We start from the raw sequence: 12,555 nt of genomic DNA, 5'->3' as shown, positions 1-12,555 counted from the left end.
ACCCCGCCGTCGACAGGGTTTTGGCCGCTCGTATCACAAACAGTGACATGGACACCGGATCCGCTGAGGACGGCCCAGCCCCCAGCGACGCGTTCCAGGCGCTCGGAAACGAGATCCGGATGCGCACCGTCCGAGCCCTGCTCTCGGACGGGCCGTGCACGTTCTCGAGGCTGTTCGAGGCGAGCGACACCGACACGTCCGCGGGGTTCGCCTACCACCTCCGACAGCTAACCGGCGAGTTCGTCCGACAGCGCGAGGACGACCGGTACGAACTCACCTACGCCGGCCGCGAGGTCGGGCGAGCGATCCGGGCGGGCACCTACACCGACAGCGTGGACTGCGAATCGATCGCTCTCCCGGAGCCCTGCCCGTTCTGCGAGGAGACCGAACTGGTCGCGACCGTCACCGACAACGTCACTCGCGTTTCGTGCCGGGCGTGCGAGGCGCCGATTCTGGAACTGTCGTTCCCGCCGAGCGGGTACGCGACTCGAGAGGCGGTCTCGATACCAGCGGCCCTCGACTCCTACCATCGACACCGCATTCGGACGTTCGCCGACGACGTCTGCCCCGACTGTGGCGGCGCGACGACGGCGGACGTCGAACCCGTAACCGGAACGGCCGACGACGAGGACGACGGTCCAGACCGTGTCCAATTGGCCTTCGATTGTGGGGCCTGCGGAGCGTCGCTTCGCTGCCCGGTCACCCTCGCGGTCCTCGAACACCCCGCGGTCGTCTCGTTCTACCACGAACACGACCGCGACGTCCAGGAGCGCTCGCTCTGGAACGTCGGTCGCGAGTGGCGCGAACGCGCCGTCTCGAGCGATCCGTGGTGTCTCCTCGTGAGTACACGCCTCGAGGACGAGACGTTGCTTCTCTACGTCAGCGGGGACGGTACCGTCGTGGATAGCCGCCGACGGCCGAGTACCGACGACGGCGCCAGTTCCGATTCCGGGTCCGATGCGGAGTCGAATGCGAACGAACCATCGACGGCCGAGGACGACGAGACGCAACCCGCGCTCGAGACAGACTCGAGCGACGAGAGCGTGACTGTCTGATCGGCCCTCGACAGTACGTTCTTCGGCCATTGAAAACCCTCGAGGAATGATAGGTCTCTGTGATCGTGCTGAATCTCGAGCGCGAGTGTGGCGCGAGGTCGTAACTGATCTATGAAAGTAGTGAGTACTTAGTACAGGGGAGGCAGGTAGCGAAGAGACGACTGGTTTTACCGATAGCTGTAAAGAACGGCGTGTTGAATACAGAGGCTACGTTCAGCAGGGGGCGGATTTTTTATTTTCTGTAGAATATCGAGACAAAATTCTCGGGCTAGCTCAGGTTCTGGTTGAGCGGTCCCTGAAGTGAATATTTACGGCCAGAACACCACAGTTCGGTCAATGGCTACTGAGGCTAACTTTACGGTTCCGTCCGATCAGTTCCCCCTGGGAACCATATTCGAACAACTACCGGATGTGACGGTCGAATTAGAGCGAATTATTCCCGCACGAGATGTGGTGATCCCCTATTTCTGGGTTCGGGGAACATCGGTTGACAACATCGAAGGAGCGTTTACCGTGCATCCAGGAGTGAAGGAGATCGAGTTCGTCGATTCCGTCAGCGACGAGTATCTGTTGCGTGTGGAGTGGGCATTGGATTACGATGACGTGCTGACCGTACTAACGGAAGCGAAGATTGCGCTCATCAAAGCCACCGGCACGAATCGGCAATGGACGTTCGAAATTCGCGGTGATGCGCGAAGCGACATTGCAACCTTTCAGTCTCGCTGTCGAGAGCTGGATATCCCTATCAAACTGACCGAACTGCATGCGCTTACGCCGGTCGAAACGGCCACCGAGGAAGCGCTCACCGGACCGCAGCAGGAAGCGCTAGTGCTCGCTTATGGCCGGGGCTACTTCGAATCCCCACGCGAGGTAACGATGGAGGAACTCGGCAACGAACTCGGCATCTCACACCAGGCTGTCGCCTCTCGCCTCCGGCGCGGAATCAAGCGCATCCTCGGGAGTACGCTCACCGAGGTAGAGCCTCTATCCAAGAATGGTTAAAAAGGCGTTGGAAGTTCAAAAGCCACGCTAAACAGCGTAGATGATTTTTGTAAAGACTAATGAGCGAGGGTCCTATCGAACCAGGTCAGAGGAACACGAATTACTGGCACCTCGTTATCTCTGGAGTGGGCATTCTGCTTCTCGTCTTTGCGGTGGGCAAATCAATCGACGCGTTCTCCAGGAGTGGCGGGCTTTTGGAAGCCGGACTTGATTTGATCTTGCTCAGCGTTCCGGGTCTCGTACTGCTGTCCATCGGACTCTGGTTACCGACGTCTTCTATTAACCCCGAGTTCTATCCACGTATCGTCGCGTGGACCGCTGGAGGAGTCGTCGTGATGGGGATCGTGCTCGGACTACGCGTCGTCCATCCCGGCGTCGAAGTCGGTTTCGCGTTCGGGACGCAAGCAGTCCTGCTAGCGATCGGTTCTATCGCGGGACTGGGAATCGGCGTGAACAACGCTCAGGCGCGTACCCACGCCCAAACGCTCAAGGAGCGAAACAAGACGTTGCAACAGACCGAGGAACAACTCAAAGAGTCAAATGAGCGGTTAGAACAATTCGCATACGCCGCTTCCCACGATCTCCAGGAGCCGCTTCGTATGGTAAGGCGCTATCTGGAACTCGCCGAGAGCCGGTACGGCGACGACCTCGACGAGAACTGCAAAGAGTTCATCGACTTCGCTGTAGATGGTGCCGACCGGATGAGCGAAATGATCGACGGATTACTCGAATACTCCCGGGTCGAAACCCAGAGAGATTCGTTCGACACGGTCGATCTGGACGCCGTTCTTGACGATGTACTCACGGATCTCCAGTTCAGGATCGAAGAGACCAACGCCTCGATAACACAAGAGCCGTTACCCACGGTCGAAGGCGATAGAAGACAGTTACGGCAACTCTTTCAAAATTTGCTGAGCAACGCAATCGATTACAGCGGCGACGGTCCCCCGCGGATACACGTATCGGCGGCACAAGATGGTGCGGAGTGGGCGATTTCGGTTCACGACGAGGGGATCGGGATTGATTCAGCTGATGCCGAACGTATTTTCGAAATCTTTCAACGGCTGCATTCGATCGAGGAACACGCTGGGTCGGGAATCGGTTTGGCACTGTGCAAACGGATCGTTGAGCGCCACGGCGGAACGATCTGGGTCGATTCAGAGCGCGACGAGGGTTCGACGTTTTCCTTTACGCTCGCTTCCACCGTCGAATCACCGGACATGTCTAGTGTCATTACTCAAAAAGCGAACTCCTATGAATAGATCTGATGGATCTATACGAGAAATGCGCCGTGTATTCAGCATATTTCCGTTAATACTGTTTCAACTGGAGAAGAGTCTCCGAGTTCTGTTCGCATATCTACGGAACAGCTGGTTCATTAGTTTGGGTGTGGAACAAACGAGGTCATCGTGCTGAAGTCATCCTCTGTATGTAGCAGCCCCGAGCTGCCAGAAAACGATAGTCTGCTGAGCTGGTGCTGCATACACAGCGCGAATGCAGAATATGGTGAGAGTCAATCAACGAGGAGTGGTGATTGATGAGTACAGGTAAAGGACTCACCGCATCGATACGCTCAGTTCAGAGTGTTTATCGGTTCATCTGTTCCAGAAACTCGTTAACGGGTTCCTTTTCTAATGTTTTGACGGTTTCGAGAGCAGATGTCAGATCGTCACAAATTGGAGTCGGTGTTATCGCTTTAGTCTCCTGATCGTAGTCGATCAGATGGAAATCAACCAGCCGTGGGACAACTGTGTGATGAAGCATCATTTTGTCACTACTATTGTCAAAATAGTCATTGATCTCTTCCAGATGAACAGTCCCTCCCCTTTCCGTTAGGAGATACAGTACGTAACGAGTTTGTTCGTTGGAAAGGTGTTGAAAGAAATCATCGAGATCTATCGGAAGATCAGTTGAGGACATGGAACCTGATATTATAGCGTCGACAGTACCAGCGTTCGACTCGTTATCTGTTCCCATAACAAAAGACAAGCGACGTAGAAATGGTAAACGCTTTTCCAAGCAGGTTTGGCTGTGAGGATACGGGTGAATCAGAGGAGAGATTTAAACTGATCAGTTCGCAGGTTTACTGAGCATGTAGTTCACTAGTTTAAGCGCGAAACAAACGAACTCGTCGTAGTGAATCTCACACTACGTTACTGTCTGTTTCTATGAGTTTACCAAACTTCAGACTTCGAATTTTTGATATCTAAGGGGTGACGATTTGGCTTTCACCGGTGAGGGCTTGATATCCGCCAGCACTCACCGTGATCCTGAGGGCGTGGTCGACTTACGTGAGTCCGGCGTCCACCAGCGCCTGTGCACACCGCTGTGAATCGAATCGATCGATTCCACTCGAGTCGACCACGCCGATGTCGACCGACGTGCCGGACCACTCCTCGCCTCGAGCATCCGCGAGCGCCTGGAGTGCGATCCGAACGCCGTCGTCGCTGCCTATTTCGCTCTCGTAGGTCGCCTCGAGCGTCGCCCGAATCGTCTCGCTGTCGCCGCCGATCGCCGTCGCCCGCCAGCGCCGGGTCAGTCCGGAGGGGTCGAGTTCGTACAGCCGCGGTTCCGGGTCGACCCCACCGAGCAAGAGCGCGGTCCCGAACGGACGGGTGCCGCCCGACTGAGTCGTCTCCTGGACGTGGTCGGCCACGGCCGTGGCGACCGGTTCGACGCCCGGCGCCTCCCCGTACCGGAGTCGCTCCTCCTGAGCGTACCGGCGAGCGTAATCCACGAGGCGGCGGGCGTCGGCGACGTGGCCCGCGCTCGCGGCGGCCAGTCGGCCGTCGAGGTCGTGGAGTTTCTCGACGCTGTCGTTCGCGAGCAAGGGCGATGGCGTTCGGCTGTCGGCGACGAACACGACGCCGTCGGTCGTTTCCACCCCGACCACGGGGCTCCCTCGAGCGACGGCCTCGCGGGCGTACTCGACCTGGTAGAGCCGGCCGTCTGGCGAGAAGATCGACGTCCCGCGGTCGTAGGCCTGCTGGTTCGACTGCATCAGCTCGCCCTCCGCTGATCGACGGTCACGCCATCGGCCGTGATCGTCGCGGTGGTGACCCCGTCACCGCTCGCGGTGTCGCGTTCGCTCGCGGCCTCGACGGCGGCGACCGCCGCGTCCGTCGCCGCCTCGAGTTCGGGCGCCGTGTCGTCCTCGATTCGGCCCTCGAGCACGCCGTAGGCGACCTGCATGCCGCTCCCGCCGGCCGCGTAGCGGTCTTCCACGACGCTCCCGCCACCGTCGAGTTCGTAGACGTGCCCGCCAGTGTCGTCGACGCCACAGAGGAGCGGGGCGACGGGGAGACCGCGGACGAGGGCTCCCGCGGTTCGCGCGAGTGCGGGCAGGCTCATCGGCCCGCCTCGGCGAGAGTCGTAGAGCCCGGCTTCGGCGCGCAGCCGCCTGATGACGTCCTGCGCTGGGCCGACGGATCCCGAGATGGCCATCGCCGCGGTCGGGTGAACCGCCGAAATCTTTCGGACGCCCTTGTTGGCGGTGAAGCGCCCGCCGAGGCTCATTCGCTGGTCGGCGGCCATCACGACGCTCTCTGCCGCCCTGATTCCGATGATCGTCGTTCCGGTCGAGAACTCGAGGGTGTGCACGCCAGCGCCTCCGGTCGCTGGCGCGTGTTGTGCGAACGGTCCGGTCAGGGAGCCCTGTATCGACGATCGCTCGCCGAACTCGAGCCTGGGTCGCGAGTCGTTGCCCGTCCGTGAGTCATGTCTGCTGTGGTATCGCGTCATCACTCGAGTAGACGCGACCCAGCGGAATATATGTTAGCTAAAATATATTTTAGCCGGTCGAGTCGCAGGCCGTCAGGCGGTCGTCGCCGTCTGCGTCGCGACGTCGTCGATGGCCTCGAGCAGGAGCCGCGAGCCGAGGTCGATTTCGCGTTCGGTGACGTCGAGCGGCGGCAGGATTCGCAGCGTCTTGTGTCCACAGCCGAGCGTGAGCAGTCCGCGCTTCATCGCCGCCTCGACGACGGCCTCGCGGCGATCCTTGGTGTCGAACTCGAGTGCGAGCATCAGGCCCCGGCCGCGCACGTCGGTAACGCCCTCGATGTCGCGTTCGGCGAGGATCGAGCGGAACTGCTCACCGCGTTCGCGTACGTTCTCGAGCAGATTTTGCTCGCGAATCGCGTCGATGGTGAGCACGCCCTGGAGCGACGCGAGGACGTCGCCGGCGCCCCACGTCGAGGAGATGCGGCCCGTTTCCTCGGGGAAGATATCGGATCGGGAGATGGTCGCGCCGACGCGCAGCCCCTTCGCGCTGGTGATGACGTCCGGGGTGAGGTCGAGGTGGTCGACCGCCCACATCTCGCCGCTCCGGCCGAGTCCGGACTGAATCTCGTCGGCGATGACCCGCAGGCCGAACCGCTCCCGGAGGGCCTCGACGTCGCGGGCGAACTCGGGGTGGGGAACGCGGTAGCCGCCCTCGCCCTGGACCGGCTCGAGGATGAGGTAGGCGACCTCGTCGGCATCGACGACGCCGCGGTCGGGGTCGAGTTTGTCAGCGACGACGTTTCCGCCGGGTCCGTCCGTGAGCCAGTCGTTCTCGTAGTGCTCCTGGCTCGAGGGATAGGGGACGCTGATAACGCCGGGCACCTCGGGGTACCCCTTCCGGTGGACGGCCTTCGACCGGTTCAGCGAGAGGGCGCCCAGGGTGCGCCCGTGGAAGGCGCCGTCGAAGGTAATCGCACGGTGGCCGCCGCTGGCGTAACAGATCTTGATCGCGTTTTCGACCGCTTCGGCGCCGGAGTTCGAGAGGAACACCCGGTCCATGTCGTAGTGGTCGGTGAGATCGATCAGTCGATCCATCAGCTGAGACGGTCCGGGAAAGTCCGGGTTCGAGGGAGAACCGCCGCCGCTCACGTAGAAGTCCTGGCCGGCGATTTTCGTCGGGTCGACGAGGTCGAACGCCTCGAGTTTCTCCTTAACGGCCGGGTTGTTGTACCCGAGCGGGGCCGCGGCGACGTGACTCGTGAAGTCCATGAGGACGTTGCCGTCGACGTCGGTACAGAACGGGCCGATAGCGTCTGCCTGCGTATCCCAGACGAAGTCGTAGACGTAGGTGCTCGGGGCGGCGAACTGGTGGTGGTACTCGGCCCACTCGGTCGCTCGTTTGCCCGGCATCGTCTCGACTCGCGGCTCGACCGTATCTCGGTCCATACCTGAGTTGCGCCGGCCGTTGATTAAAAATATTCGTTGTGGTTCGGGCAATACTCAGACGACGATGAGTGCAGTGGCAATAGCTCCGCCGGCCAGGAGCGCACCGCTGGAAAGTGCGACCTTGCGTTTGAACTCCCCATCCGAAGACGTCGCCGCGAGCACCGCCTTGACGACGATACTCGAGACTGTTGCCAGCAAGATTGCGATGGTCGCCTCGGGGGCAGTGAGCGTCCCCCCGCGATAGAGAACGACCGCGGACGTGGTCGCCCCGGCACTCGAGACGAGTCCGCTCGCGACGGCGGTGGCGTAAAACCCGAGCGTGCCGAACCAGGTCTCCGCCAGCGAACCGAAGACGAGGACCGCGAAGAAGACGGCCCCGAACGCGAGGGCGTTCTTCAGTGAGAACGGGTTCTCGAGGTTCATTTCTGTGGATTCAGACCAGTCAGCGATGAGGAACGCGATGAGGAACGCGAGCACGATGACGGCGCCGAGCGGGACGACGGCCTGGACGAGCGGCGGGACGGCGCTCCCCGCGGTGAACGCGACGGCGATCGCGAGATTTCTCACCGCCATCGCCGCATTCGCGAGCAAGATTGCGGCGACCGCGTACGAGGCTGCCTCCGGGCGCTGTCGAACGTGGTCGAGCATCGTCCCGACGACGGCCGTCGAGGACGCCAGGCCCCCGAAGAACCCGGTGACCGCGATTCCGCGACCACCGTACGTCGAGACGATGGCGTAGTTGACGATCCCGATTCCGGCGACGGCGACGACCATGAGCCAGATGACCTGGGGCTCGAGCGGAATCGTCACCGTGCCGAGTTCGAGGTCGTAGTGAGCCGGCAAGATGGGGTAGATGACGAACGCCAGGATGGCGAACTCGGTCGTCGAGCGCATCTCCTCGCGCGAGAGTCCCCACGCGAACTCGTGGAGTTCGCGCTTGAGCACGAGCAAGAGCGAGGAGAGGACGGCGACGGTTACGCCCTCGATAGCGAACCCTGCCGCGACGAGCGACCCGACGCCGTAAGCGACCAGCATCGAGACGGACGTCGTCAGCGAGAGGCCGGTGTCTTCCTCACTCATCAACCCCTGGACGGCGAGCAACACGCCCTGGACGATGACGAGCAATCCGCCGAGGAGCAACAGGCTCTCACCGACGTCGGCCTCGAGGACGAGAATCGTGAAGACAGCGGCGAGCAGGCTGATCAGCGAGAACGTTCGGATCCCGGCGGACTTCTGTGACCACTCGCGCTCGAGTCCCAGGAACATCCCGAGGGCGCCGGCGAGGGCGATCCGAACGACTGCCTCGTCGAGGGGGGCTTCGAGTATCTGTATCTGCAGGGGAGCGTCTGGTAGCATTACGTCGTACACAAACCGGATTTCGGGCTAATCGGGTGCGATACCTGGAGAGAACGCGTCTCAGAGTTCGACGTACTGGCCCTCCCAGTCCCGACGGGCCTCGAGTTCACGTCGACCGCGTCGAGTGAGCGTGTAGAAGTTGGTCCGTCGGTCGCGACTCCCCTTCTCGACGAGGCCCTTGTCGACGAGCGTGTCGAGGTTGGGGTAGAGTCGCCCGTGGTGGATCTCCTTCTCGTAGTACTGCTCGAGTTCCTCCTTGATCGCGAGGCCATGTGGCTCTTCTTCGCCGGCGATCACGTAGAGGAGGTCGCGCTGAAATCCTGTCAAGTCGTACATTGGGAACGTACCACTCGTACTTCTTGTCGAATTTTAATAAATATATCGGGTTGCAGGCGACGCATGGACGAGGTATTCCGCCGAACACGCGATTGCCGGGGGCTTTCGAAACGTAAGGGCTTCGACCAGTAAGCGAGACGTGACGCATAACGATGTCCTCATGTCTACGATGTATTGTGTTCCGTTTAGAATTAATTGTGCCCTGCGTGATGGTCGTCGGTCTTCGATTCTATCGACCGTCGTCGGCTGTCGTACATGCCGATACGAAACTGTAGTGGATGACACAAAACCGACGGTGGACGACACGAAACCGGTAGTGGACGGCAAGATCTCAGTACTCTACACTCAAAAGCATTGTAAACAGGAAAGCAAACCACGCGGCGTGAAAAGGGCCGCGTGATTGCTTGCCGCCCTGAATTGGTCCCCGCTGACGCTTCGGCCCTCCAAAGCGAAGCGTCAATTGGTAGAATTCACCGGAGAAACTTAAAGGTACCGACACTGCCTCGAAACGTGACTGGTCCGTTTCGGAATATGTTCGGGTTCGACGATCACATGTGTTCCTCCTCGAGGACCCAGCCCAGCGCCCGGCGGTAGTACGTGAACATCTGTCTGACGCCCTCGTGGCGCATCTCGTCGCTCTCGAGTTGCTCGACGAGAAACTCGTACTGCTCGCGGATTTCGTCCTCTTCACGCATGGCTCTGTCTCGTATCCCCACGGTAAAAAGTGGGACCCCGGAATTCGATTCGCGATCGGCCGGGTGTCGAACGCCCGCTCTCGAATCCCGGCCCATGGATGGGTCAGGATCAGACTTTTCGAGCGGTCAACGGCTGTCTGCGGCGCAACTCACAGGGGAACTCCGGATGCTCCAGGACATGCCAGACGAGTATATGTCGCCGACTGCCGGAGAGCCCCGTTCGCCCGACGTCGTCCGCCGTGAACGTCGCCGGGAGCGCCTCGAAGAGGTCGACCACCGCTTCGAAGGAGTCGAAGACCTTTCGGTGGCCGCTCGAGGTCGCCCCGCGACGGGCAACGACGTAGGAACCGTCGGGCCGATGCGTCGCTTCCGTGTGGGTAAACGTTCGCGTCCGCGAGAGGGCGTCGGCGAGCTGGTCGCGAAGCTGTGCTGCGTCGGTACTGGTCAACGCGTAGGTGGCAGAACCGACCTCGAGGACGACGCCGTCGTCGGTCGTTCGTACCTGCGTGTCGTCGCTATCGACGAATTTCTCGACCAGGAGCGTGAGTACTCCGTGTCATCGTGTCCGTCCGTTCTCGGGCGCGAGATAAAATCGTTTGGGCGGCCCCACGACGTTCGAGGTCGACACGCTGTCGACCCGATGCGCGTGATGACGCTGTTCGAAAAGTGAGCGAGACGAGTCGCGAGGGACTCGTTATGCCTCTTCCTCGTCGTCCGACTCGTTGTCGTCGCCGATGTCAGTCTCGTTGTCGTCCGACTCGTTGTCGTCGCCGATGTCGGTCTCGTTATCGTCCGTCTCGTTATCGTCGCCGATATCGGTTTCGTTGTCGTCTTCCATTCCGTCGTCGGTTTCGTTGTCGTCGCCGACGTCTGTCTCGTTCTCGTCGTCGCCCATTCCGTCGTCGTCCCCATTACCAACGCCATCGTCGCCCGTGCCGTCGTCGGATTCATTGTCGCCCGGGCCCTCGTCGGTACACCCAGCGAGGGCGGCCGTACCTGCGGCGCCAACTGCGACGACGAACTTTCGTCGGCTGAATCTGTCTCGGGACATGCGAATCCGGGTATTTCACTCGAGGTTCTGGCTATACGCATTGCAACTGCCGTCTCTTCATTTCCCGTCGGGTAAGCACTCGCCAAACTAATGGGACCTGGCTGACAAAATAGCGAGTCGAACGATCGGTTCGAGGCCGCCGGTGTCGTGCATCGACGGGACTTTTGGGCTCGCGCGCGTACGAACGGCAATGAACGTCCGCGGCGAACGCGAGTGTACGTCCTGTGGGACCCGCTGGTCGTACGCCGAGACGGGAAGCGTCGGCTGTCCGGCCTGCGGGAGCCTCAAAAGCGTCGGTACCGGCGAGCGCACGGCGACCACCGACCGGCCCGCGTCGTTCGACCTCACGAGCGTCCGCGGGGCCGTCGACGAAGCGCCGAACGACGAACTCGCTGACCGCGCGAGAGGAATCTGTCGCGAGTACGTTCGGAACCGCGGATTCGTCGCCGACGGGGACCTTCGCCCGCTCGACGACACGTACCTCGCCGCGATGGAACTCCGCCACGCCGCCGACATCATCGCCCGGACCTCCCGACTGACCGAAGACGAAGAGCTGTACTTCCTCTCGCTGTTGCGCGATGCCGACGACGGCACGCGCCCCGACCCGGAGACGGTCCCGCCGTCCTTTCACGAGGCTCGAGGCCTCGCCGTCGCCGACGCCGTGCGTGTCTATCGGCGTGACCTCAGGGTCTGGGTCGAGGAGACGGACCGGGAACTCGAACTCGAGGACGCCCAGAGCACGCTCGAGAGCCTGATCGATCACGAAACCCGCCTGCGCATGCTCGAGGGCGACGTCGAACCGACGATCGCGGAACGACTGCTCGAGACGACTCGACACCTGGCGAACGGCGTACAGGGGGACGTGGCCGAACTCGAGGCCGCACGAGAAGGCCTCGAGTCACTGGCGAAGACGCTGTAGGACCGGACTCGAGGTCAGGATCAGGGCAACTCGATGTCGATTCCCTCCTGCAGGCTGGCGGCTTTGACCGCGTTGTAGAGCAACATCGCGCGCGTCATGGGGCCGACGCCGCCAGGGACGGGGGTGATCGCACCAGCTCGCTCCTTCGCGCTCTCGAAATCAACGTCGCCGACGAGTTCGTATCCTTTCTCGGTGTCCGCGTCCACGCGGTTGACCCCGACGTCGATGACGGTCGCGTCCTCGTCGATCATCGAGCCGTCGATCAGTTCGGGGACGCCGACGGCAGCGATCACGACGTCTGCCGCGCGCGTCTTGGCCGCGAGGTCGTCGGTTCGAGAGTGACAGACGGTCACCGTCGCGTTGCCGTCGCCGGCTTTCTGGATCAGCAGGTTCGCGAGGGGCTTGCCGACGATGTCCGAGCGTCCGACGATGGTCACGTCCGCCCCCTCGGTGTCGACCCCGGCGGATTCGAGGAGTTTCTGGACGCCGTGGGGGGTACAGGGCCGGAAGCGAGCGTCGCCAGCGACGAGTCGTCCGACGTTCTCGGGGTGAAAGCCGTCGACGTCCTTCATGGGGTCGATTCGCCGGATCACGTCCCGATACTTGACGTGGTCGGGGACCGGTGACTGGACGAGGTAGCCGTGGACGTTGGGATCGTCGTTGAGTTCCGCGATGACCTCGTACAGGTCCTCGGGGGCGGCGTCACCGGGGACGTCGACGTGGTGGGGCTCGATGCCGACCTCCTCGCAGTCGCGCTGTTTCATGTTCACGTACGTCTGGCTCGCCGGGTCGTCGCCCATCAGCACGGTCGCCAGTCCTGGACGGGCGCCGGCGTCCGCGAGCGTCTCGATCGCTCCGGTGAGGTCGCTTCGTATTTCGCTCGCGACCGCTTTCCCATCGATAATCGTCGTCATACCGGAACCGGACACCGCGAGCCTATTCAATGCTCGGGTTCGTGCCCATCTTTCCCCTCGA

Annotated in this window: 14 protein-coding genes; 4 read left to right on the top strand and 10 right to left on the bottom strand. The window is 61.5% G+C overall.

The annotated features are described in order from the left end of the window. Positions 1 to 47: 47 nt before the first annotated feature. The 3 genes from ACFQS4_RS10930 (at position 48) to ACFQS4_RS10920 (ending at position 3,319) form a co-directional block, all read left to right on the top strand. A complete protein-coding gene (locus tag ACFQS4_RS10930) occupies positions 48 to 1,055 on the top strand; it encodes a winged helix-turn-helix domain-containing protein (protein ID WP_497901541.1) in 1,008 nt (335 codons plus the stop codon). Between the two features lie 336 nt (positions 1,056 to 1,391). Beyond that, positions 1,392 to 2,057, top strand: a complete 666-nt coding sequence (locus ACFQS4_RS10925) for a helix-turn-helix domain-containing protein (RefSeq protein WP_497901540.1) — start codon at positions 1,392 to 1,394, stop codon at positions 2,055 to 2,057. 59 nt (positions 2,058 to 2,116) lie between these two features. After that, entirely contained in the window at positions 2,117 to 3,319 is a 1,203-nt protein-coding gene (locus ACFQS4_RS10920; RefSeq protein ID WP_497901539.1) for a sensor histidine kinase, read from the top strand. A gap of 325 nt (positions 3,320 to 3,644) precedes the next feature. On the opposite strand, the gene ACFQS4_RS10915 is transcribed toward ACFQS4_RS10920, so the two are convergent. From ACFQS4_RS10915 to ACFQS4_RS10875, 9 genes are all read right to left on the bottom strand, one after another. After that, positions 3,645 to 4,034, bottom strand: coding sequence for a hypothetical protein (locus ACFQS4_RS10915; RefSeq protein ID WP_497901538.1), 390 nt, complete (start codon positions 4,032 to 4,034; stop codon positions 3,645 to 3,647). A gap of 310 nt (positions 4,035 to 4,344) precedes the next feature. Next, positions 4,345 to 5,058, bottom strand: coding sequence for an archaeal proteasome endopeptidase complex subunit alpha (locus ACFQS4_RS10910; protein WP_497901537.1), 714 nt, complete (start codon positions 5,056 to 5,058; stop codon positions 4,345 to 4,347). Beyond that, the gene (locus tag ACFQS4_RS10905; RefSeq protein ID WP_497901536.1) at positions 5,058 to 5,798 is read right to left on the bottom strand and encodes an Ntn hydrolase family protein; all 741 of its coding nucleotides are present in this window, start codon (positions 5,796 to 5,798) and stop codon (positions 5,058 to 5,060) included. The genes ACFQS4_RS10910 and ACFQS4_RS10905 overlap by 1 nt, the downstream gene beginning before the upstream one ends. A 72-nt stretch (positions 5,799 to 5,870) precedes the next feature. After that, positions 5,871 to 7,223 (bottom strand): aminotransferase class III-fold pyridoxal phosphate-dependent enzyme, encoded by a 1,353-nt coding sequence (locus tag ACFQS4_RS10900; protein ID WP_497901535.1) that lies wholly within the window; start codon positions 7,221 to 7,223, stop codon positions 5,871 to 5,873. A 54-nt stretch (positions 7,224 to 7,277) separates the two neighbouring features. Beyond that, positions 7,278 to 8,579, bottom strand: coding sequence for an MgtC/SapB family protein (locus ACFQS4_RS10895; protein ID WP_497901534.1), 1,302 nt, complete (start codon positions 8,577 to 8,579; stop codon positions 7,278 to 7,280). Between the two features lie 60 nt (positions 8,580 to 8,639). Next, positions 8,640 to 8,915 (bottom strand): PadR family transcriptional regulator, encoded by a 276-nt coding sequence (locus tag ACFQS4_RS10890; RefSeq protein WP_312907806.1) that lies wholly within the window; start codon positions 8,913 to 8,915, stop codon positions 8,640 to 8,642. Between the two features lie 548 nt (positions 8,916 to 9,463). After that, the gene (locus tag ACFQS4_RS10885; protein ID WP_253435269.1) at positions 9,464 to 9,610 is read right to left on the bottom strand and encodes a DUF8555 family protein; all 147 of its coding nucleotides are present in this window, start codon (positions 9,608 to 9,610) and stop codon (positions 9,464 to 9,466) included. A gap of 109 nt (positions 9,611 to 9,719) precedes the next feature. Beyond that, complete coding sequence (locus tag ACFQS4_RS10880) at positions 9,720 to 10,058, bottom strand: DUF7528 family protein (RefSeq protein ID WP_497901533.1); 339 nt, start codon at positions 10,056 to 10,058, stop codon at positions 9,720 to 9,722. A 246-nt stretch (positions 10,059 to 10,304) separates the two neighbouring features. Continuing rightward, complete coding sequence (locus ACFQS4_RS10875) at positions 10,305 to 10,661, bottom strand: hypothetical protein (protein ID WP_497901532.1); 357 nt, start codon at positions 10,659 to 10,661, stop codon at positions 10,305 to 10,307. A gap of 190 nt (positions 10,662 to 10,851) precedes the next feature. Between ACFQS4_RS10875 and ACFQS4_RS10870 the strand changes: the two genes are divergently transcribed. Further along, positions 10,852 to 11,580, top strand: coding sequence for a DUF7117 family protein (locus tag ACFQS4_RS10870; RefSeq protein ID WP_497901531.1), 729 nt, complete (start codon positions 10,852 to 10,854; stop codon positions 11,578 to 11,580). Between the two features lie 20 nt (positions 11,581 to 11,600). On the opposite strand, the gene ACFQS4_RS10865 is transcribed toward ACFQS4_RS10870, so the two are convergent. After that, on the bottom strand, positions 11,601 to 12,494 hold the full coding sequence (locus tag ACFQS4_RS10865) for a bifunctional methylenetetrahydrofolate dehydrogenase/methenyltetrahydrofolate cyclohydrolase (RefSeq protein ID WP_497901530.1): 894 nt from the start codon (positions 12,492 to 12,494) through the stop codon (positions 11,601 to 11,603). Positions 12,495 to 12,555 lie beyond the last annotated feature (61 nt).

Origin of the sequence: Saliphagus sp. GCM10025317, assembly GCF_042663665.1 — an archaeon.
Taxonomy (GTDB): domain Archaea; phylum Halobacteriota; class Halobacteria; order Halobacteriales; family Natrialbaceae; genus Natronosalvus.
This window is presented reverse-complemented; position numbering and strand designations above follow the sequence as displayed.

What these genes read in the sequence shown, in the direction of transcription:
- ACFQS4_RS10870 (WP_497901531.1), top strand. Translation starts at nt 10,852, where the DNA reads ATGAACGTCCGCGGCGAACGCGAGTGTACGTCCTGTGGGACCCGCTGG.
- ACFQS4_RS10915 (WP_497901538.1), bottom strand. Translation starts at nt 4,034, where the DNA reads ATGGGAACAGATAACGAGTCGAACGCTGGTACTGTCGACGCTATAATA.
- ACFQS4_RS10875 (WP_497901532.1), bottom strand. Translation starts at nt 10,661, where the DNA reads ATGTCCCGAGACAGATTCAGCCGACGAAAGTTCGTCGTCGCAGTTGGC.
- ACFQS4_RS10920 (WP_497901539.1), top strand. Translation starts at nt 2,117, where the DNA reads ATGAGCGAGGGTCCTATCGAACCAGGTCAGAGGAACACGAATTACTGG.
- ACFQS4_RS10895 (WP_497901534.1), bottom strand. Translation starts at nt 8,579, where the DNA reads ATGCTACCAGACGCTCCCCTGCAGATACAGATACTCGAAGCCCCCCTC.
- ACFQS4_RS10910 (WP_497901537.1), bottom strand. Translation starts at nt 5,058, where the DNA reads ATGCAGTCGAACCAGCAGGCCTACGACCGCGGGACGTCGATCTTCTCG.
- ACFQS4_RS10930 (WP_497901541.1), top strand. Translation starts at nt 48, where the DNA reads ATGGACACCGGATCCGCTGAGGACGGCCCAGCCCCCAGCGACGCGTTC.
- ACFQS4_RS10885 (WP_253435269.1), bottom strand. Translation starts at nt 9,610, where the DNA reads ATGCGTGAAGAGGACGAAATCCGCGAGCAGTACGAGTTTCTCGTCGAG.
- ACFQS4_RS10890 (WP_312907806.1), bottom strand. Translation starts at nt 8,915, where the DNA reads ATGTACGACTTGACAGGATTTCAGCGCGACCTCCTCTACGTGATCGCC.
- ACFQS4_RS10865 (WP_497901530.1), bottom strand. Translation starts at nt 12,494, where the DNA reads ATGACGACGATTATCGATGGGAAAGCGGTCGCGAGCGAAATACGAAGC.
- ACFQS4_RS10900 (WP_497901535.1), bottom strand. Translation starts at nt 7,223, where the DNA reads ATGGACCGAGATACGGTCGAGCCGCGAGTCGAGACGATGCCGGGCAAA.
- ACFQS4_RS10905 (WP_497901536.1), bottom strand. Translation starts at nt 5,798, where the DNA reads ATGACGCGATACCACAGCAGACATGACTCACGGACGGGCAACGACTCG.
- ACFQS4_RS10925 (WP_497901540.1), top strand. Translation starts at nt 1,392, where the DNA reads ATGGCTACTGAGGCTAACTTTACGGTTCCGTCCGATCAGTTCCCCCTG.